Annotated in this window: 17 protein-coding genes; 11 read left to right on the plus strand and 6 right to left on the minus strand. The window is 71.8% G+C overall.

Annotated features, from left to right (window positions below; translation table 11 throughout):
* Positions 1–11: 11 nt before the first annotated feature.
* From VA596_RS14130 to VA596_RS14155, 6 genes are all read left to right on the plus strand, one after another.
* Positions 12–893 (plus strand): SIS domain-containing protein, encoded by an 882-nt coding sequence (locus VA596_RS14130; protein WP_323327039.1) that lies wholly within the window; start codon positions 12–14, stop codon positions 891–893.
* A 44-nt stretch (positions 894–937) separates the two neighbouring features.
* Entirely contained in the window at positions 938–1105 is a 168-nt protein-coding gene (locus VA596_RS14135; protein ID WP_323327041.1) for a ribbon-helix-helix domain-containing protein, read from the plus strand.
* Positions 1102–1446, plus strand: a complete 345-nt coding sequence (locus VA596_RS14140; RefSeq protein ID WP_323327043.1) for a VOC family protein — start codon at positions 1102–1104, stop codon at positions 1444–1446. The genes VA596_RS14135 and VA596_RS14140 overlap by 4 nt, the downstream gene beginning before the upstream one ends.
* A gap of 133 nt (positions 1447–1579) precedes the next feature.
* Positions 1580–1903 carry an MFS transporter gene (locus tag VA596_RS14145; protein WP_323327045.1) on the plus strand — a complete coding sequence of 108 codons (324 nt, stop codon included), beginning with the start codon at positions 1580–1582 and terminating at the stop codon, positions 1901–1903.
* Positions 1904–2081: 178 nt separating this feature from the next.
* Positions 2082–3851 (plus strand): acyclic terpene utilization AtuA family protein, encoded by a 1770-nt coding sequence (locus VA596_RS14150; protein WP_323327047.1) that lies wholly within the window; start codon positions 2082–2084, stop codon positions 3849–3851.
* Positions 3848–5326: a CoA transferase gene (locus VA596_RS14155; RefSeq protein WP_323327049.1), complete on the plus strand. Its 1479-nt coding sequence runs from the start codon at positions 3848–3850 to the stop codon at positions 5324–5326. Before VA596_RS14150 ends, VA596_RS14155 begins: the two co-directional genes overlap by 4 nt.
* A 43-nt stretch (positions 5327–5369) precedes the next feature.
* Here the strand turns inward: VA596_RS14155 and VA596_RS14160 are convergent, their stop codons facing one another.
* The 3 genes from VA596_RS14160 to VA596_RS14170 form a co-directional block, all read right to left on the minus strand.
* Entirely contained in the window at positions 5370–5942 is a 573-nt protein-coding gene (locus VA596_RS14160) for a class F sortase (RefSeq protein ID WP_323327051.1), read from the minus strand.
* A gap of 4 nt (positions 5943–5946) precedes the next feature.
* The gene (locus tag VA596_RS14165) at positions 5947–6729 is read right to left on the minus strand and encodes a choice-of-anchor P family protein (RefSeq protein WP_323327053.1); all 783 of its coding nucleotides are present in this window, start codon (positions 6727–6729) and stop codon (positions 5947–5949) included.
* Positions 6730–7824: 1095 nt separating this feature from the next.
* The gene (locus VA596_RS14170) at positions 7825–8712 is read right to left on the minus strand and encodes a carbon-nitrogen hydrolase family protein (RefSeq protein ID WP_323327055.1); all 888 of its coding nucleotides are present in this window, start codon (positions 8710–8712) and stop codon (positions 7825–7827) included.
* Positions 8713–8781: 69 nt separating this feature from the next.
* Between VA596_RS14170 and VA596_RS14175 the strand changes: the two genes are divergently transcribed.
* The 5 genes from VA596_RS14175 to VA596_RS14195 are packed head-to-tail and all read left to right on the plus strand — an operon-like array spanning position 8782 to position 14682.
* On the plus strand, positions 8782–10425 hold the full coding sequence (locus tag VA596_RS14175; RefSeq protein WP_323327056.1) for a fatty acyl-AMP ligase: 1644 nt from the start codon (positions 8782–8784) through the stop codon (positions 10423–10425).
* A complete protein-coding gene (locus tag VA596_RS14180) occupies positions 10418–10681 on the plus strand; it encodes an acyl carrier protein (protein WP_323327058.1) in 264 nt (87 codons plus the stop codon). Before VA596_RS14175 ends, VA596_RS14180 begins: the two co-directional genes overlap by 8 nt.
* A 1-nt stretch (position 10682) precedes the next feature.
* The gene (locus VA596_RS14185; protein WP_323327059.1) at positions 10683–10997 is read left to right on the plus strand and encodes a hypothetical protein; all 315 of its coding nucleotides are present in this window, start codon (positions 10683–10685) and stop codon (positions 10995–10997) included.
* Positions 10997–14266, plus strand: a complete 3270-nt coding sequence (locus VA596_RS14190; protein ID WP_323327061.1) for a hypothetical protein — start codon at positions 10997–10999, stop codon at positions 14264–14266. Before VA596_RS14185 ends, VA596_RS14190 begins: the two co-directional genes overlap by 1 nt.
* A 20-nt stretch (positions 14267–14286) precedes the next feature.
* Positions 14287–14682 carry a hypothetical protein gene (locus tag VA596_RS14195; protein ID WP_323327063.1) on the plus strand — a complete coding sequence of 132 codons (396 nt, stop codon included), beginning with the start codon at positions 14287–14289 and terminating at the stop codon, positions 14680–14682.
* A 6-nt stretch (positions 14683–14688) separates the two neighbouring features.
* Here VA596_RS14195 and VA596_RS14200 read toward each other — a convergent pair whose 3' ends face one another.
* Genes VA596_RS14200 through zwf form a run of 3 tightly spaced genes read right to left on the minus strand, consistent with a single transcriptional unit; the run spans position 14689 to position 18373 of the window.
* Positions 14689–15123 carry a VOC family protein gene (locus VA596_RS14200; RefSeq protein ID WP_323327065.1) on the minus strand — a complete coding sequence of 145 codons (435 nt, stop codon included), beginning with the start codon at positions 15121–15123 and terminating at the stop codon, positions 14689–14691.
* 41 nt (positions 15124–15164) lie between these two features.
* Positions 15165–16967 (minus strand): glycoside hydrolase family 15 protein, encoded by a 1803-nt coding sequence (locus VA596_RS14205; RefSeq protein ID WP_323327067.1) that lies wholly within the window; start codon positions 16965–16967, stop codon positions 15165–15167.
* Complete coding sequence (gene zwf, locus VA596_RS14210; RefSeq protein ID WP_323327069.1) at positions 16964–18373, minus strand: glucose-6-phosphate dehydrogenase; 1410 nt, start codon at positions 18371–18373, stop codon at positions 16964–16966. Before zwf ends, VA596_RS14205 begins: the two co-directional genes overlap by 4 nt.
* Between the last annotated feature and the right edge of the window lie 21 nt (positions 18374–18394).

The raw sequence follows: 18394 nt of genomic DNA on the forward strand, positions 1-18394 counted from the left end.
CCAGGAGAACCATGTCCTTCACCCTCGACGAGATCACCAGCCAGCCGGAGTGCTGGGCGCAGGTCCTGCGCGAGCTGCCGCAGCACGCGCCCGCGCTGCCCGCCGCGGGGGAGCGCGTCGCCGTCATCGGCTGCGGCACCTCGTGGTTCATGGCCCAGAGCTACGCGCAGCTGCGCGAGGACGCCGGCCACGGCCTGACCGACGTCTTCGCGGCGTCGGAGGCGAAGCTCGACCGGCCGTACGACCGCGTGCTGGCGCTGACCCGCTCCGGCACGACCACGGAGATCCTGACCGCGCTGGAGCGGACGAAGCCGGGCACCCGCGTCACGACGATCACCGCGGTGGCCGACTCCCCGGCGGCTGGCCTGTCCGACGACGTCGTCTGCCTGCCCTACGCCGACGAGCGGTCGGTGGTCCAGACCCGGTTCCCGACGACGCAGCTGCTGCTCCTGCGGGCCCACCTGGGCCTGCCGACGGACCAGGCGCTGGCGGACGTTTCGCGGGCCTTGGACTGCCCGCTCGACCCGGAACTGCTGGCGGCGTCCCAGATCTCGTTCCTCGGTGCGGGCTGGCACGTGGGCGTGGCGAACGAGGCGGCGCTGAAGGTCCGCGAGGCGGCGGCGTGGTGGACGGAGTCGTACTCGGCGATGGAGTACCGCCACGGCCCGATCGCGGTGGCGGCCCCGGGCCGGGCGGTCTGGAGCCTGGCGCCCCTGGACCCGGGCCTGGTCGGCCAGATCGAGGCCACGGGCGCGTACCTGCACCAGGGTGAGCTGGACCCGCTGGCGGAGCTGGTGACGATCCAGCGCCTGGCGGTGGCCCTCGCGGAGGCCGCGGGCCGCGACCCGGACCGCCCGGCCCACCTGACCCGCTCGGTAGTCCTGGCGAGCTGATTTCACCATGGCGGGCTAGCTGGCTAGCGTGCTAGCATCCTGTCATGAGCGACAAGGACGTCAAGCAGTTCAACGTGTACCTGCCGACGGACTTGATCCGTGAGGTCAAGCACCACGCCGTGGACACCGGGAAGTCGCTGTCGGCCCTCGTGGCCGACGCGCTGCGCCAGTACCTGGCCGCCACGGCCGACTCCGAAGGAGACCAGCGATGAAGAGTGACGGCGTCGAAGCCCTGTACCTCGAGACGCACAACTGGGGGAAGGCCGCCCAGTTCTTCCGGGCCCTCGGGTTCGAGCTCGACTTCGAGACGGACCACAACTCGGGGCTGCTGCGCAACGGCGACGGCGCCTACCTGTTCGTCGCCGAGGTGCCCGAGGACCGGCCGACCGGGATGCAGGTCGTCATCAAGGTCCCCGCCGAGGACACCTTCGACGCCGGCGCGCCGGTCGAGGTCGTCAGCCCGTTCGAGGACACCCACTTCGGGACGCGCGAGATGAGCGTGCGCGATCCCGACGGCCGCACGTGGATCCTCCAGGCGCCGCCCGGGAAATGACCGGGCGGCGCACCCTCGGGATGCTCGTCGTGCTCGTCGCGGCGTGATCGTGGTGCCCGCGATCGAAGCCGACCTGGGCATCTCGCTGTCGGCCGTCACCTGGGTGGTGATCAGCTAGCTGCTGGTCGTCACCGTGCTCGCCACGCAGCTTGGCCTGCTCGGCGGCAGCCTCTTCTACCCGGCCGGCAGTTCGGCCGTCATGAAGGCCGCACCGCCCGAGCGACTCGGGATCGCCTCCGGCGTGCTCCGGACGTTCGCCAGCGTCGGCATGGTGTTCTCGTTCACCACGGCCATGCTGGTCGCCGCGCACTCGATCCCGCGCAGCACGGCGTTCGCCGTCTTCGTCGGCACCACCAGCCTGCACGGCCTGAGCGCGGCGTTCTACGCGATGACCGGGATCATGGCGCTGGCCGCGGTCTTCTCCGCCCTCCGCGGCCGCCGGCCGGCTCGGGCATGACGGGGCCGTGCCGCCCCCTCGGCGGCACGGCCCACGGGCTCCAGTTTGCCCGCCGCACGGGCACGAAACGTTGCAGAGAGCTTGAATCCGCAGGTCAGGGGGAGGTGTGGCCGCCGGGGATGCCGTCGTCGCGCGGGGCGGCTAGCGTCGGAGGCGGCCGACGGCGGAGGGAGCCGGGATGCGGGACCGGGCGATCCGGATCGCGAACTTCTCCGGGTACCTCGGCGACCGCTACACCGCGCTCGCCGAAGCCCTGGACGGCGACCCCGTCGACGTCCTCGCCGGGGACTACCTCGCCGAGGTCACCCTGGCCATCCTCGCCGCGCGGTACCGGCGTGATCCCGCCCGCGGGTACGTCGAGTACTTCCTCGACCAGCTGCGGCCCCACCTCGCGACGCTCGCCGATCGCGGCGTCAAGGTCGTCACCAACGCCGGGGGCTTCCACCCCGCCGCGCTCGCCGACGCCGTCCGCGCCGCCGCCGCCGAAGCCGGGGTCACGCTGTCGGTCGCGCACGTCGAAGGCGACAACCTGCTGGCGGACCTGGGCGAGCTGGCCGTCGCGCACCCGCTGACCCACCTCGACACCGGACGTCCCCTGTCGAGCTGGGACACCACACCCATCGCGGCCAACGCCTACCTCGGCGGCTGGGGCATCGCGGCCGCCCTGGCCGGCGGCGCCGACATCGTCGTGTGCGGGCGGGTCACCGACGCCTCGCTGGCCGCCGGGCCGGCCGCGTGGTGGCACGGCTGGGACCCGGGGGACTGGGACCGCCTTGCCGGTGCCGTCGTCGCCGGGCACGTCGTCGAGTGCGGGCCGCAGGCCGTCGGCGGCAACTTCTCCGGCTTCACCGCCGTTCCCGGGATGACCCGGCCCGGCTTCCCGATCGCCGAGATCGCCGCGGACGGCGGCTGCGTGATCACCAAGCACGCCCGCGACGGCGGCACGGTCACCGTCGACACCGTCACCGCCCAGCTCGTCTACGAGATCCAGGGCCCGCGCTACCTCAACCCCGACGTCACCGTCCACCTCGACGACGTCCGCCTGAGCCCGGCCGGACCCGGCCGGGTCGCGATCACCGGCGCGACCGGATCGCCGCCGCCCCCGACGACCAAGGTCGCGGTGTTCGGGCAGATCGGCTACAGCGTGGTCAACACCGTTTACGTCACCGGCCTCGACGTCGACGCCAAGGTCGCGCTGCTGCGTGAGCAACTCGGCCGCGACCGGCCGGACGGCGTCGAGCTGGACGTCACGCGGATCGGCGTCCCGGCCGAGGACCCCGGCAGCCAGTGGGACGCGACCGCCGCAGTGCGGATCATGGCGACCTCCCGCGAGCGGGAACCGTTGGAGCGCTTCGGGCTTTCGACCCGGATCGGCAGCCTGTACCTGCAGAGTTTCCCCGGGTTCTTCCACGACGGCGGCGGTGAGCTGGCCGTCCGGGTGCGGCCCCGGATCGACTACTGGCCCGCCGTGCTGGCCGCGGACGTCGTGCCGCACCGCGTGGTTTTCGGTGACGGACAAGCAGAAGACGTGCCGTCGCCGCCGCAGACGTCCATTGTGGACCAACCGGAACATCCGGAACCTGACGGGGAACCGGAGGGGACCCGGCTCGTGCCGCTGGGCACCGTCGCGCACGCGCGCAGCGGGGACAAGGGCGGAAACTGCAACGTCGGCGTCTGGACGTCCGATCCGGCGGCCTGGCCGTGGCTGCGGCGCACGCTGAGCACGGCCGGGCTCCGCAAGCTGCTGCCGGAGACCGCGGACCTCGAGATCGTCCGGCACGAGTTCCCGCACCTGCGGGCCGTGCACTTCGTCCTGCGCGGGCTGCTCGGCACCGGCGGCTCGGCGAACCTGCGCGTCGACCAGGTCGGCAAGGCGGTCGGGGAGTACCTGCGCGCCCGGCTGGTGCCGGTACCCGAAGAACTCCTGGAAGGGGAGGACCACCGATGACGCTCACCGAACGGGTCGAGCACGCGATCGCCCACCCGCGGGCCGACGACGCCTTCGACCCGCACGCCGAGCTCGCCGACGTGCTCGGCGGCATCGGGATGAGCCCCGCCGACACCGGCGGCACGATCACCTTCGACGGCGCCGACCCGGTCGTGCCGAGCACGCTGCGCCTCGGCGGCGCGTCGGCGATCGCGCTGGCCGCGAAGTCGGCGGCGGTCGCGAAACTCTGGCGGCTGCGCGGTGGCGAGGGCCAGGACATCGGCGTCGACCTCCGCGTCGCGCCGCACCGGCTGTGCCCGTTCTACGACCGGAAGTGGGAGCTGGTCAACGGCTTCCCGCAGAGCGCGGCGGCCAACCCGAGCCAGGCGCTGGGGTTCCGGTTCTACCGCACCGCCGACGACCGCTGGGTGATGCCGCTCAACCCGTACCCGAAGATCAAGATCGCCGCGCAGCGCCTGCTCGACGTGCCCGAGGACCCGGACCGGGTGGCCGCCGCCGTCGCCGGCTGGAAGGGTGTCGAGCTCGAAGAAGCCGCGGTGGCGGCCGGGACCGTGCTGCCGATGCTGCGCACCACCACCGAGCTGCTCGCCGAGCCGCAGTACCGCGAGCACCTGGCCGGGCTGCCGCTGATCGAGATCACCAAGATCGCCGACAGCGACCCGGTGCCGCTGCCCCCGGGCGCCGCCGATCCGCTGTCCGGCGTCCGCGCGCTGGGTATGGGCCACGTGATCGCCGGCGCGGGTGTCGGGCGCGCGCTCGCCCTGCACGGCGCCGACGTCCTGAACCTGTGGCGGCCGGGCGAACTCGAGCACGACGTCACCTACGTGACGGCGAACGTCGGCACCCGGTCGGCCGTCGTGAATCCTTACAAAGAGGAAGGTCTGCAGAAGATCCGGGAGCTGCTCGGCACCGCGGATGTCTTCTACGCCAACCGAAGGCCTGGTTACCTCGCGCGCATCGGGCTCTCCGCGGAACAGGCCGCGGAGACCCGGCCGGGGATCGTGTACGCGACCGCGTCCCTCAACGGCGAGCACGGGCCGTGGGCCGGCCGGATCGGGTTCGACCAGACCGCCGGCAGCCTCACCGGCATGATGCACCTGGAGGGGGACGGTGAAACCCCGGCGCTGCCGCCGATCCTCGTCGTCAACGACTACATCGTCTCGTGGTTGATGGCCGCGGGGATCGTCGAAGCGCTGACGCGGCGGGCGACCGAAGGCGGCAGCTACCGCGTGCACGTCTCGCTCACTCGTGCCGCGTTGTGGATCCTGAGCATGGGCGTGTTCGACAAGGCCTACGCGCTCGACACCGCCGGCCGCGGGGAGGCGCACGCCTACCTCGACCCGGAGACGTTCACCGCGGACACCCCGCTCGGCCACTACCAGGGCGTCACGGACCAGGTCCGGATGTCCGCGACACCGGGCCACTACCGCACGGTGCTGGTGCCGCGCGGCTCGTCCCGTCCCGAGTGGTCGTGAGTGGTTAGGGCGGTTCTAACCGCCCTAACCACTCACGACCTGGCTACTGCACCAGTTTCGCGTAGACGATCACGTTGTCGAGGTAGTTGCGGCTCGCCGCGTCGTACTTGCCACCACAGGTGATCAGCCGCAGTTCCGGCTCGTTCGTGTTCCCGTACACGGCTTCCGTCGGGAACTCCTTCTTCGCGATCTGGGCGACCTTCGTGACGGTGAACGTCAGCTTGCCGCCGTCGGCGCGGTCGACGTGCACCTGGTCGCCTGCCTTCATCTCGTGCAGCCGCCAGAAGATGCCCTTCCGGTGGTCACCGTCGATGTGGCCGAGGATCACGGCCGGGCCGACCTCGCCGGGGGTCGGGCCGTACTCGTACCACCCGGCCTGCAGCGGCTGGTCGACCGGCGGGACCTCGACGGTCTTGTCGGCGTTGAGCCCGAGCGACACCAGCGACGACTGCGCCGCGATGGCGGGGACGTCGATCGCGGTGGGCAGGGATCGCGTCAGGCCGGCGGGGGCGGCCGCGGCGGCGGGTGCGGGTGCCGGGTTCGCCGCCGGCGGCGTGGTCCCGCCGCAGCCGGCGAGCAGCAGCGCGGTGAGGACGAAGAGAAACGCGCGGCGCATCGGCTCAGCCCTCGGCGGCGAGGCTGCCGTCACCGGTCTGCGGGGCGCCGGCGGGGACGACGGTCACCTGGCCGGGGCCCTGCGGACGCGGCGGGGCCTGCGGCGCGTGCTCCTTCGCGGGGCCGCAGGTCACCGAGGCGAGCTTGATGTCCCCGCTGCCGAGCGCGCCCGTGACGTCGCCGCCGAGCAGCTTGACGTGCAGCGCGGTCACGTCGAGGCCGCCGTCGAAGCGCTGGTTCTGCTCGTTGACGATCACCTCGACCACACCGGGGATGCCGAGACGCGTGTTGGGCGCGGCCGCGGCGGGGATCGTGCCGAGGCGGCCGAGGTTGACGCCGGCCAGGTCGCTGCTGCCGACGACCTTGCCGTCGGCGGACCCGCAGCGGGCGCTGATCAGGCGCGCCGTCGGCGTCCGGCCGGCGACCGCGGCCAGCACCGGGAGCGTCGCTTCGACGATGCTCGCCTTGCCCGCGACGGAAGTGCTGTCGGAGACGACGGAGCTGGAAATCGCCTTGGCGGTGACGAGCCCCTTCAGCGGCACGTCGGCCACGTTCGCCGAGGCCGGGCCGGTGCTGCTCGAAGGCGCGAGCTTGCCGGTCTCGACGGTGATTCCCTTGCCACCGGCCAGGTCCTTGAGCACCCCGGGGAGCAGGGAAACCTCGGCGGACGCCCCGAAGGCGGAGCCGCTGACGGCGTCGTCCGCCGCGGCGGCACCGGTGGTGCTCGCCGCCAGGACGACGGCGGTCAGGCCGGCCAGGCTCCCGGCTCGGAGCATGGTTGTGCGCATGAACGAGGTCCTTTCAAAGAAATGGGCCGCGAAAACGTGCGGCGACGGCGGGCCGAGCGTGACTCGGTCCGCGGAGGAAAGCTCGGCCACGCTATCAAAATCGCGCTGGCTGCCAAGGAAGCCGAGTTCCGCGGCGGTTACCCACGTTCGCAAAACGTGATCTTCCGGAAATCAAACAACTCGAAGTGGCCACTTCGGCACCGCACATTCCCCCGATGATCGACGGCGAGTAGCGCCGGTTGCGGCATTCGGGGCGGTTCACCAGACCCTGTGACACGTCCGAGTGATTACTCGGCTGGGGCGCGCCGAACACGAGGAGTGATGTGACCGCCACGGCATTCGACGCGTTCGATTTCCCTGAGCTGCGGATGGGTGGGAGCTGTGCGTGGCCGGTCGGAGGGCTGTGGTCGTGGCTTCGCGGGGTTGCGGAGGCGGGCTGGGGAGGTGGATCGCCACGGCGGGGCTGTGGGGTTGCGGAGGCAGCCGGTGCGGCGCTGGGGTCGGCGGGGCGGTTCGCTGCGGCGGCAGCGGCTGTGGGGTTGAGGGAAGCGGCGAGCTGTCGATCCGGCAGACCGGGTTCTCGCCAGGTCTCGCTAAGTGGGAGCCGAGATCCTCGCTTCGGCGTTGTAGAAGCAGGCCGGTGCGGCGCCGGGGCCGGGGAGGCGGTTCGCCGCGGTGGCGGTAGCGGCTGTGAGGTTGTGGGAATGCGGCAAGCGGTCCGATCCTGCAGGCAGGGTCGGACCGAGGCGAACTTTCGCCAGGGGGCCTCGGTTCGCAGGTCGTGGAGGTTGTTCGATGCGGGCCGGGGAAGCGGGTTCGCCGCGGTGGCGGCTGCGGGGTCGCAGGGAAGCGGTGAGCTGGGCTTGCCGGGGCAGGGTGGGCCAGGCCGAGGTGGGTGTTTTTGTCATGCCTCGCTCGGAAGGAGCCGCGGTCGCCGGTTCGCGGGTAGCGGAGGCATACCGACGCGGCGCCGGGCCGGGAAGTGGATCGTCGCGGTGGCGGCTGCGGTGTTGCCGGAAGAGGTGTGCTGTCCGGCCGTGGTCGGCCAGGTCCGGGTGGTTCAGACCGAGGCAGGCGGTTCCCGACGGACCTCGCTCAGAAGGAACCGCGGTCGTCGCTTCGTGGGTCGCCTACAACGACGTGGTCCGCGTAGAGCCCAGCCCGTGCCGTGCGGCGCCAAGGCCGTGCCAGCTGTACCGACACCTCGATGTCCGGGTCCGTCATCTTGAGGTCCGCGATGGCCAGCGCCGGTTCCGCGCGCGCAGGTGCCCGCGCGATCCAGCGGCCCCCGGGCGCCACGATCCCGGCCGGCACCGTCGCCGCGAACTGGGCGGGGACCGAGTAGCCGAGCCAGTAGCCGTAGAGCGTCCCGTACGCCTGGGCGACCGTAGCCCGTGGCTCGTCGTCCACCATGACCGATACCAGGACGCAGTCGACGTCCAGGCGCTCGTACTCGGCGAACAGCTCGGGGAAGTTGACCTCGATGCACAGCGCGCAGCCGAAGCGGAACCCGTCGATCTCGACCACCAGCGGCTCGGTCCCCGGCGTGTACAGGTACCGCAGCTCGGTGTTCGACAGGAACCGCTTGTCGTAGCGGCCCACCAGCTTTCCGGTGTCCGACACGACGTACAGGCTGTTGTGCGGACGGTTCCCGCCGCTCAGCGGGTGGATCGAGCCGAACACGGCCCAGATGCCCAGGCGGCCGGCCTGGTCGGCGATCGCCTCGGCTTCCGCGCGCAGTACCGGCCAGGCCGCGCGGGTCCAGTCGGCCGGGCCGACCCGGTCCGGGCCGTGCACCGACATCACGCGCTTGTGCGGGTAGGTGATCGCGCCTTCGGGGAACTGCACCAGGCGGGCGCCCGCGTCCCGCGCTTCGGTCATCAGCTCGCGCAGCCGGGCACCCGACGCGCGCAGGGCGTCGACGTCCGCCGGATCTTCGACTACTTCGCTCTGGGCCACCGCCAAGCGGAACGTCCGCGCCACGACCCGAGCCTAGCCCGGCCGCGGCGCGCGGTAGGTTTCGTTCATGCCTCCCGTCCACCCGCGCCGCCGGTGAACGTGCCCGAAGAGGTGCTGCGCACCTCGATCATCGAGTGCCTCTTCGCCCGTGCGGCCGAAGACCGGCCGCTGTTCACGCACCAGGACCACACCGCCGGCGTGGACCACACGCTGACGTGGGCCGAGTTCGCCGCCCGGGTGCGCGTGGTGACCGGCGAGCTGCGCCGGGTCGCCGAGCCGGGGGAGCGCGTCGCCGTGCTCGTGGGGCAGGACCTGAACTACCCGCTCGCGTTCTTCGCCGCGCTCGCCGCCGGCCTGGTCGCGGTGCCGCTGATGGCGCCGTCGAGCCGCGGCCAGCGGGAGCGGCTCACCGGCGTGCTGGCCGACTGCGGGGCCCGCGTGTGGCTGACGTCCTCGGCCGCGGCCGAGCGGGTGCGCGAAGCCGGGGACCACGACCACCTCGTCGTGGTGGACGAGGTGAGCGGGCCGGGGGCCGACCCGGTGCCGGTCGGCCCGGAAACCCCCGCCTACCTCCAGTACACGTCCGGCTCGACGCGCGAGCCCGCCGGCGCAGTGATCCCGCACCGGGCGATCGTCGCGGCCTGCTGGCAGGGCAGCCGGGCCTACGCCGTCGACGAGGGCACGACCTGCGCCGGCTGGATCCCGTTCTTCCACGACATGGGCCTGATCCAGCTGCTGTGCCTGCCGGTCTTCTCCGGCGGCCGGTCGGTGTTCATGGCCCCCGCCGAGTTCGTGCACCGGCCGCAGCGCTGGCTGCGCCAGCTGCACGACTACCCCGCGGTGTTCACCGCCGCCCCGAACTTCGCCTTCGACCTCGCCGCCGACGCGGCCGCCGAGGCGGGCGACGACCTCGACCTGTCCGGCGTCCGGGTCGCGCTCAACGGCAGCGAGCCGATCCGCCCCCGCACGGTCGAGCGGTTCCAGGAGGCCTTCGGCTCGCGCGGGTTCCGCCGCGAGGCCCACTGCCCGTCCTACGGGCTGGCCGAAGCCACCGTCTACGTCGCGAGCGCGGGCCCCGAAGGGCCGCGGGGCGCGGTGTTCGACCGGGACGCGCTCGCGCAGGGCCGGGCCGTGGAAGTGACAGGCGGGCAGGAACTCGTCTCGGTCGGGCGGCCCGTCGGGCAGCGGGTGCGGATCGTCCGCGACGGGCTCGAGCGGCCCGACGGTGAGGTCGGCGAGATCTGGCTGCACGGCCCCAACGTCGCGACCGGCTACTGGGGCCGGGGTGACGGCGCCGCGTTCGGCGCCACCCTCGACGGCCTCCGCGGCTGGCTGCGCACCGGCGACCTCGGTGTCGTGCACCGCGGTGAGCTCTACATCACCGGCCGGATCAAGGACCTCATCGTCGTCGACGGCCGCAACTTCCACCCGCAGGACATCGAAGCGGCGGCGGGGGAGGCGCACCCCGCGGTCCGCCGGGACCGGGTCGCCGCGTTCGGCGTGACCGGCACGGACGGTGAGGGCGCCGTGGTGGTCGCCGAATGGGCGCGGGACGCCGACATCGACGATATCGACGTCAAGGACGTCACCAGGGCCGTGCTCCGCGCCGTCTCGCGCGAACACGACCTCACGCTGCGTTCGGTACGTCTGGTCCCTTCCGGCGGACTTCCGCGCACTTCCAGTGGCAAGGTCGCCCGTTCGGCCGCCAAGGCACGTTATGGTGATTCTCGTGGGTGATCACCGCGCCGAGGTCACGAAGGTCGTCAGTGAGACCTTCATGCTCGACCCCGCCGGCGTCGAGCCCGACGCTCCCCTCGAGGAGCTGGGCATCGACTCCAAGGGCCGGATCAAGCTGCTGGCGGCGCTGGAGGTCTACTTCCGGGTGACGATCGACCTGGACCAGCTCGACCGGTTCACCGACGTGGGTTCGGTGGCCGAAGTGCTAGAGGAAGCGCTCGCGGGCGCGACCGGCGGATCTGACGAGAGGCTCTGAGATGAGCGGGGGGTACACGGCGACAACCGAAGCGTTGTCGTCGGCGTCCAAGAACATCGGCCAGCTTTCGGAACAGCTGCTGGACGACAACCCGGACCTGTCGAGCACACCCGTCGACGCGGCGGGTTTCGGACAGGCCCACGGCGCGCACGCGACGAAGTACACCGCCGGGGTGCAGGCGCTCTGGGCCGCGGTCAGCGGCTACAGCAGCACGCTGGGCTCGTTCGGCACGAACCTCGGCACCGCGGGCAGCACCTACAGCGCGAACGAGGACAACCAGGCGGGCGCGATCACCACCGCGGGGGCTGATCTGTAATGGCCAAGACCTGGACCGAGGTCAAGGCGGTGCTCGACGACCCGAGCGTGCCCGCCCAGACGAAGACCGTGCTGATCAGCAGCTGGATGCGGGAGAACCCGCCGCCCCCGCCGTTCCTGGCCGACCAGGAACCGGACGACATCAAGGCGAAGCGGCAGGAAGCCGAGAAGCTCGCCACCGCCTACAACGCGAACCCGCTCTTCTCCGGCGTCCCGCTCGACGAGGCCTACGACACCGCCAAGAAGGCGGGCGACCAGGCCAGCTACAACGAGGACCAGGAGAAGAAGGCCGTCGACGACGGCAAGAAGAAGCTCGACGACACCAAGCCGCCGGCCGCGGACGACTCGGGCGGCAGCACCGGCAGCACCGGCACGAAGACGTCCGACGAGATCTTCGACGCCGCCGCTCCCGCGCTCAAGCTGTTCGAGACGTTCGGGTCGCTGCTGGCGAAGGTCCCGGACGACTGCCGCGGCAACACCCGCGCGCTCGACCTCGACAAGGACATCCGCAAGCCGTTCGACGAGCAGCGCGGCATCAGCTTCCAGAACTTCGTCGAGGACGCCGCCCACTTCAAGACCGGCTCGACCACAGTGGACAAGACGGTGGAGAACACCGGCACCGAGCTCTCCAGCCTGTACAAGAGCTGGACCGGCGCCGGCGCCGACGCGTCGTCGGACAACTACAACGACAAGATCCTGCCCAAGGCGAACAAGCTGGCCCAGACCCTCGGCAACGCGGGCGAGGCGACGCTCAGCACCGCCACCACGGTCTTCCAGCTGTGCAAGGGCAAGGCCGACGCCGTCATCGGGATGTACACCGACCTGGTCGGCAAGGCCGACTACACGATGGCGCAGAAGGTCATCGCGGTCGCCAGCGGCGAGCACGGCAACGAGCAGGACCTGGCCCAGATCGCGGGCTGGATGGACGCCAACTTCGGCACCAACCTGGTCAAGACGCTCAACGACCAGGGCTGCTGCGACGGCGACGAGATCAAGAAGCACGGCCAGGACCTGGCCAAGCAGTGGATCCAGAACCAGTTCAACCCCGACATGTGGGACCGGCTCTACCAGGGCTTCGCCAAGACCTGCAAGGACACCAAGGACCTCGTCGACCAGGCCTACGACGAGCTGGACAAGGTCATGGGCAAGGTCAAGAACGAGTTCGAGGGCGCCGGTGCCGGCACCGGCGGGCCTGGCGGTCCGGGTTCCGGTTCCGGCGGGTCCGGTGGCGGCTCGGGCTCGGGTTCCGGCAGTGGTTCGGGCTCGGGCAACGGCGGTTACGGCGGCGGTTCGGGTTCGGGTTCGGGCAGCGGCTCGGGTTCCGGCGGGTCCGGTTCCGGCAGTGGCTCGGGGTCCGGTTCGGGGTCCGGCGGTTCGGGTTCGGGCTCCGGGTCCGGCGGTGGCGGCAACCCGCCGCCGATCCCCGACTTCGACACGCCGTCCGGTGCTTCCGGCGGCGGCGCGGGTGGCGGTGACGGCTCGGGCTCCGGTTCCGGTGGCGGCGGCAACCCGCCGCAGATCCCGGACATCCCCGGTGGTTCCGGTTCGGGCTCGGGCAGTGGTTCCGGATCCGGCTCGGGTTCCGGTGGTGGCGGGCCGATGCCGTCCATTCCGGACACGTCCGGTGGCGGGGGCTCGGGCGGTGGCGACGACACGTCGCCGTCGTCCTCGACGCCGCCGTCTTCTTCGGACGGTCAGGCCGCGGCGGCTGCGGCGGCGGAGGCCGCGAAGAAGAAGGCCGCCGACGCGCTGAGCCAGTTCAGCGGTGAGGGCATCAAGACCGACTCCGGTGAGGGCGCGGGCGCGCTCGGCGGCGGTGGCGGTGGCAGCGACACCGGCGGTGGTGCCGGTGGCGGCAGCGACACGTCGCCGTCCGGGGCCGGTTCGGGCTCGGGAGCCGGTGGTGGCCAGGACGCGGCCGCCGCGGCGGCGGAAGCGGCGAAGAAGAAGGCCGCCGACGCGCTGAGCCAGTTCAGCGGTGAGGGCATCAAGACCGACTCCGGTGAGGGCGCGGGCGCCCTCGGTGGCGGCGGCAGTGGCGGTGGCGGCGACTCGGGATCGGGCTCCGGCTCGGATTCCGGGTCCGGTTCCGACCCGGCCGCGGACGGCAAGGCGGCCGCCGAAAAGGCCGCGGAGGACGCCAAGAAGCAGGCGTCCGACGCGCTGGACAAGCTCGGCGGCGAGGGCATCAAGACCGACTCCGGTGAGGGCCTGCTCGACACCGACGGCGACGGCAAGCCGGACACCGGCGTCGACAAGGACGGTGACGGCAAGCCCGACGCCGCCATCGACAAGGACGGCGACGGCAAGCCCGACGCCGCCGTCGACAAGGACGGCGACGGCAAGCCCGACCTCGACGAGAAGCTCGACCACCTGAAGGTCAAGCAGGGTGACAAGACCTTCGAGATGACCGAGCCGGACGCCGACGGCAAGATGGACATCAAGGTCGGCGAAGGCGACGGCCCGGCGAAGGACTTCAAGCTCGACTGGCCCGACGGTGACGCCGCGAAGACCGACCTCGGCGTCGCGGGCTCGGACGACCCGGGGAAGCCGGACGCCGACGGCGTCTACCACCCCGGCGCGGACGGCAAGATCCACATCCAGGACGGCGACGTCAAGATCACCGCCGAGCGGCCCGACGGCCCGAACGGCCCGACGGTCGTGACCGTCGACGACGGCACCGGCAAGCCGACGACCTACACCCTCGGCGAGGACGACACGTCGCCCGGCAGCCTGACGGACGACGCGAAGAAGCACCTGGACGACGCGCTCCGGGGCGACACGGCGTCGCACCCCCTCGGCGACACCCCCGGGATCAAGACCGACGACCTGCCCAAGCACAGCGGCACGCTCGACGGGGTCGGTGCGTCGGGCGGCGGCGGGGGCGGGGCCCACGCGCTGTCCACGGCCGGTCTCGACGTCGGTGGCGGCGGTGGTGGTGGCGTCGGCGCGGTGAGCGGCTCGCTCGGCGAGACGCCGTCGCTGTCCGAGGGCGTCCACAGTGGCGTCGGCGCCGGGATGTCGCAGACGGCGGCGCCCGCGTTCGCGCCGATGGCTTCGGTCGGTGCGAACGGCCAGCCCGGTCAGTCGATGGGCGGCGGCATGCCGATGGGTGGCATGGGCGGCGGCGGCCAGGGCGGCGGGGACCAGGAGCGGTCGAACCGCGCGTACCGGATCGAGGGCGCGGTCTTCGAGCCGATGGCCGAACCCACCGGCCGGATCGTCGGGTCGCTGGACGACGAGGAGCCACCGGCCCCCCGCCGGTGGTGAGCCCGGGCTGAGGAGGACGCATGAGCGACGACATGGCGGGCATGAAGGCCGGCCTCGACGGCCTCGTCCGCGAGCAGGCCGAACGCCGGGCGCTGCGCGAGCAGCAGGGCGAGGAGATCAAGGCCAAGTCCCAGGAGTACATGACCAAGCAGGTGCAGGCGGCCGAGCGGTACGTCCAGCACGTGCGGGAGATGGCCAACCGCAAGACCAAGTCCGGCTGGGGCGTCCGCGACGCCGGGGGCCCGCAGAGCTTCGAGCCGGAGGGCTTCGCGGGTGAGCCGGGCGCGGGGGCGGCGTCCCCGTTCGCCCCGATGCCGGGGACCGGGCCGTCGACGGCGCCGGCGGAGCCACGCCGCGGCCGCCGTCACCGGGCCGAGCCCGACGACGACGGCGACGGCTTCAACAACCCCTGGTAGCCGGCGTCAGTCGAGGCAGAACTCGTTGCCCTCGACGTCCTGCATCGGGATGCACGACTCGTTGTGTTCGTCGGCGTACAGGACCTGCACGCAGACCGCGCCGAGCGCGACCAGGCGGTCGCGCTCGGCCATCAGCGCGGCGAGGCGCTCTTCCCCGACGAGCCCGGTGCCGGCGCGCACGTCGAGGTGCACCCGGTTCTTGACGACCCGGCCCTCGGGCACGCGCTGGAAGTACAGCCGCGGCCCGGCACCGGTGGGATCGACGCAGGCGAACGCCGAACCCTGCTGCTCGAGCGGCAGCGAGTGGTCGTAGTCCTCCCAGGACGCGAACCCCGGCGGTGGCGGCGGGACGACGTAGCCCAGCACCTCGCACCAGAACCGGGCGACCCGCTCGGGTTCCGCGCAGTCGAAGGTGACCTGGACCTGTTTGACCGAAACCATCGGCCCACTGTAGTGCTCGGGTCGCGTCGGGTCGCCCGAATTTAGCCGTCCAGGGCGCGATCCAGGTTCAGTGCCGCGCTGATCAGGGACAGGTGGGTGAACGCCTGCGGGAAGTTGCCCAGCTGCTCGCCGGTGAGGCCGATCTGCTCGGCGTAGAGCCCGACGTGGTTGGCGTAGGTGAACATCTTCTCCAGCGCCAGCCGCGCGTCGTCGGTGCGGCCGGCGCGGGTGAGCGCCTCCACCCACCAGAACGAGCAGAGCGAGAACGTGCCCTCCGAGCCGTCGAGGCCGTCGGGGGCCTCCTCCGGGTCGTAGCGGAACACCAGGCTGTCCAGCACCAGCTCTTCACCGATGCGTTCCACAGTGGACAGGAAGCGGGGGTCGGTGGGGGAGCAGAACTTCACCATCGGCATCAGCAGCAGCGACGCGTCGAGCGCGGTGCCGGGTCCGGGCTCGCAGTGCTGGACGAACGCGCCGATCTCCTCGTTCCAGCCCTGCTCCTGGATCTGACCGTAGATCTCGTCGCGCACGGACGTCCAGCGCGTCAGGTCGGCGGGCAGGCCGCGGCGGCGCGCCACCCGGACCATCCGCTCGACCGCGACCCAGCTCATCAGCCGGGAGAACGTGTGGTTCCGCTGCCCCGACCGGGTTTCCCAGATCCCGTGGTCGGGCCGGTCCCAGTTCTCCAGCAGCCAGTCCAGCATCGTGCACAGGCTCGCCCAGCTGGCGTGCGAGATGCCCTTGCCGTACTTGTCGAACAGGTAGATCGAGTCGATGACCTCGCCGTAGACGTCCAGCTGCAGCTGCTCGGCCGCGCCGTTGCCGATCCGCACCGGGCGGGAGCCGCGGTAGCCCTCGAGATGGTCCAGGTCGTGCTCGGTGAGGTCGGCGTCGCCGTCGATGGAGTACATCACGCGCAGGGGGCCGAGGTCGCCGTCGCGGTCGTCGGAGACGCGGTCGGTCAGCCAGCCGACGAACGCCTCGGCCTCGTCGGTGAACCCCAGGCGCAGCAACGCGTACAGCGAGAACCCGGCGTCGCGCAGCCAGACGTGCCGGTAGTCCCAGTTGCGTTCCCCGCCGATCCGCTCCGGCAGCCCGAGGGTGGGCGCGGCGACGATCGCGCCGCTCGGCTCGTGCGTGAGCAGCTTCAGCGTCAACGCCGAGCGATGCACCATCTCGCGCCACCGGCCGGTGTAGGACGAGCGGGAGAGCCAGTCGCGCCAGAACCCGACGGTCGCGTCGAACAGGTCCTGCGCGTCGGCGGGCGGCCGGTCGGTGTCGTCCTCGAGCACCTCCAGGACGAACAGCTCGGTGTCGCCCGCGGTGACGTCGAACTCGGCCGAGGCGTCCTCGCCGCTGGTGTCCAACGTGACCGACGAGTCGAGGCAGAGCCGGAGTTCCTTGCCCCGGAACGTGATCCGGCCATCCTTTTCGGACACGCCGGGTGTATCGCGGCCGTAGTCGAAGCGCGGGCGCACCCGGGTGCGCATCCGGACGTGCCCGCGGATGTTGACCACGCGCCGCACCAGCCGTTGCCGGTGCTCGTCGTCGTGCGGGCGCAGGATCGGCATGAAGTCCTGCAGCTCGACGATGCCGTCCTCGGTGAGGAACCGGGTGATGAGGATGTTCGTGTCCGGGAAGTAGAACTGGTGGCGCGCGGTGACCTCGCACACCGGCGCCAGCTCCCAGTCACCGCCGGCCTCGGCGTCCACCAGCGCCCCGAAGACGCTCGGCGAGTCGAACCGCGGCGCGCAGAACCAGCTGATCCGGCCGTCCGTGCCGACGAGCGCCGCGGTGCGCAGGTCGCCGACCAGGCCGTGCTCGGCGATCGGCAGGTAGGTCACTCCGGGACCCGCCAGCCGCGTTCGCCGGGCAGGCGCAGCGCCGCCTCGGGACCCCACGACCCCTTCGCGTAGGGCAGGACCTTCGGCGGCGCTTCCAGGACGGGCTCGCAGACCTCCCAGAGCCGTTCGATCTCCGCGGCGCTGCTGAACAGCGTGTGGTCGCCGCGCATGACGTCCAGCAGCAGCTTCTGGTAGGCCTCGAGCGGCTCGACGCCGTCGAAGATGCCGGCGGTGTCGAGGGTCAGCGCGGCCTTGCCGACCGACAGGTCCGCGCCGGGCCGCTTCGCCCGCAGCTCCAGCGTGAGCTGCGGCTGCTCGGTGAGCTCGAAGACGAGCTCGTTGCCGCCGCCGAGGTCGTCTTCGCCGGTGAACATGGCCAGCGGCGGCTCCTGCAGCCCGATGGTCACGGTGCGGCGGGTCTGGGCCAGCGCCTTGCCGGTGCGCAGGTAGAACGGCACGCCCTGCCAGCGCCAGTTGTCGATCCGGGCCTCCAGCGCGACGAACGTCTCGACGTCCGAAGCGTCGTCGACGCCCTCTTCGCCGCGGTAGCCCTCGTACTGGCCGAACACGACCTTCTCCGGGTCGAGCGGCCGGAGGCTGCGGTAGAGCTTGTGCTTCTCGGCGCGCAGCCACTCGGCGCTGATCTCCGGCGGCGGCTCCATCGCGAGGAAGCCCAGCACCTGGAGCAGGTGGGTCGAGACCATGTCGCGGAACGTGCCGGTCGACTCCATGAAGGCGGCCCGGCCTTCGATGCCGATCGTCTCGGGGATGTCGATCTGGACGTAGGCGATGTGGTCGTGGTTCCAGAGCGACTCGACCAGGCCGTTGGCGAAGCGGAACACGAGAATGTTCTGCACCGCCTCCTTGCCGAGGAAGTGGTCGATCCGGAAGATCTGCTCCTCGGCGAACACCTCGTGCAGGGCGGCGTTCAGCTCGCGCGACGACTCGAGGTCGCTGCCGAACGGCTTCTCGAGCACCAGGCGGGCGCCGTCGGCCAGTCCGGTCTCGCCGAGCATGCCGACCATGCCGGTCATCGCGCCGGGCGGCACCGAGAGGTAGAGCAGGGTCCGGGCGTCGTCGCCGAGGCTTTCGCGCTGGTCACGGACGTGCCGGGCGAGCTCGTCGCCGTCGTCGGCCGACGAGGTGCGGAACGACAGGCTCCCGGCGAACTCGCGCCAGGCGTTGTCGTCGAAGTCGTCGCCGAGGGTGTCGCGCAGGGCGTCGCCGATGCGGTCGCGGAACTCGTCGTCGGTGCCCGGCGAGTGCCGCCCGGACCCGACGATCGCGAACCCTTCGGGCAGCATCTTCGCGGTGTAGAGGCGGAACAACCCGGGGAACAGCTTCCGGCGCGCGAGGTCACCGGTGGCTCCGAACAGGACGAGCACGTGGGGCTGCGGTGTCTTCACGTCTCGATCGTTGATCACGCG

The sequence above is a fragment of the Amycolatopsis heterodermiae genome, assembly GCF_034929455.1.
Classification (GTDB): Bacteria; Actinomycetota; Actinomycetes; order Mycobacteriales; family Pseudonocardiaceae; genus Amycolatopsis; species Amycolatopsis heterodermiae.